The 1,734-nt window shown below is 57.1% G+C and carries 2 protein-coding genes; both read left to right on the forward strand.

Annotated features, from left to right (window positions below):
- Positions 1 to 1,333: IS21 family transposase (istA, locus tag J3481_RS14285; protein WP_206832788.1), on the forward strand; the 1,333-nt coding region annotated here is incomplete at its 5' end.
- Positions 1,330 to 1,734 (forward strand): ATP-binding protein (locus J3481_RS14290; RefSeq protein ID WP_206832787.1); only part of this gene is annotated, 405 nt, incomplete at its 3' end. The genes istA and J3481_RS14290, both read left to right, overlap by 4 nt.

Consider the following 1,734-nt stretch of genomic DNA (forward strand, 5'->3'; position numbering starts at 1 on the left):
GCTGGGACCGTACCTTGAAATCATCGACACCTGGCTGCTCGAGGAACAAGCGCTTCCCCGCAAGCAACGTTACACGGCCAAGCGCATTTTTGAACGCTTACGAACGGAATATGGATACCCAGGAAGTCGTCGGGCAGTGGAGAGATACGTCTCAAAACGAAGAGAAGCCCTAAAGTCCGAAGCAGCAGAAGCCTACGAACGGCTCGAGCATCCCGGCGGAGAAGCGCAAGTCGATTTTGAGACGGCCTACATCGGCCAAGGCGGGAAACTCGTGGAACGGAAAGTGCTCGTGATGTCGTTTCCGTTCAGTAACGCAGCGTTCGCATTCCCCGTGCGAGCGGAAAACACGGAGTGCTTTCTGGAAGCCATGAAACGTCTGTTTGAGCGCATTGGCGGTGTACCAAGGCGGATCTGGTTTGACAATCTCCCTGCAGCGGTGGCCGAAGTCGAGACAGGCGGGCAACGCATCTATACAGAATTGTTCGCGCGATTCGTCGCCCATTACCGCTTCGAAGCCCTGTTTTGCAATCCCCGTCGAGGGCATGAGAAGGGGCATGTGGAGAACAAAGTAGGCTATACACGTCGCAATTGGCTCGTGCCGCCGCCGGTGTGCGAAACCGACGCAGAGCTGGAAGCGTATCTCGCCGAGAAGGAAACCCAAGATATGGAGCGGCCACACTACGCGAAGGGAGAACTCATCGCCGAGTTGTGGGCACAAGAGCGCAAGAAGCTGCTTGCGTTGCCGGATGTCCCATTCGAGGTCTTCCGTTTGACGACCTCCCGGCTGAACAAGTACCGCGAGCTGCGATTCGAAAACACGACCTATCCCCTGCCTCAGTGCGAAGCACTGGCGACGGTCTTGCTGAAGGTCAAATGGGATGAGGTCGAGGTCCTTTCGAGTGATGGGACGTATCAACGGCTTGCGGTCTTCCCGCGGCCGTACGTGGACAAACCGTTTAAGATCGATTGGAAAGCGGTGTTCGACGGCTATCGCCGGAAGCCGCGCGCTGTGATGTACTCCGACCTGGCGAAGTACTTGCCCGCGTCGGTGCGCACATTTGTGCAAGTGCCGGAGACTGACCTCCGAAAGGCGCGAGTGGGACTCATTCGCCGCTTGCTCGAACGGTACGATATGGCGGACATCGGCGAACTGCTGGAGACGCTTCAGACCCATTCGCATCCCGAAGTGGTGCTGGAACACGCTTTGTATGCTAGGCAGCATCCCGAGTTTCGACCTGCACCTTGGATCGAAGCCCATACGCCAACGGAAGTTTGCGGGTATCGGCCTGACCTTCGGCGATACGACGCCTTGCTGGAGATGAGGATGCGATGAAAGAAGTGCTCGCTCAAGCTTGTAAAAGCCTGCACTTAGGGTATGTGATGGAGACCTATGAATCCATTCCGTTTCAAGATCGCACCACGTTTCTCCTGGGTGTCTTCGAAGCGGAACTGAAGGGCCGAGAAGCCGCGCGGATTCGGCGGCTGCTGAAGAAAGCCCAGTTCCCTCAGGTCAAGCAATTGGAGGGCTACGATTTCAGCAAAATCAAGTTTCCGCCGCACTGCAGCCGAGAACAGCTGACAGAGCTCGGGTTTCTCGAGCGCCGAGAGAACGTGCTCATGCTCGGGCCGGTCGGCACGGGAAAGACGCATTTGGCGATTGCCCTTGGGATGAAGGCATGCGCGAAGGGACATGAAGTACGATTTTTCCGCGTTCACGACCTCGTGGCGACGCTG

It is taken from the genome of Alicyclobacillus fructus (genome assembly GCF_017329605.1).
GTDB classification, from domain to species: Bacteria; Bacillota; Bacilli; order Alicyclobacillales; family Alicyclobacillaceae; genus Alicyclobacillus; species Alicyclobacillus fructus.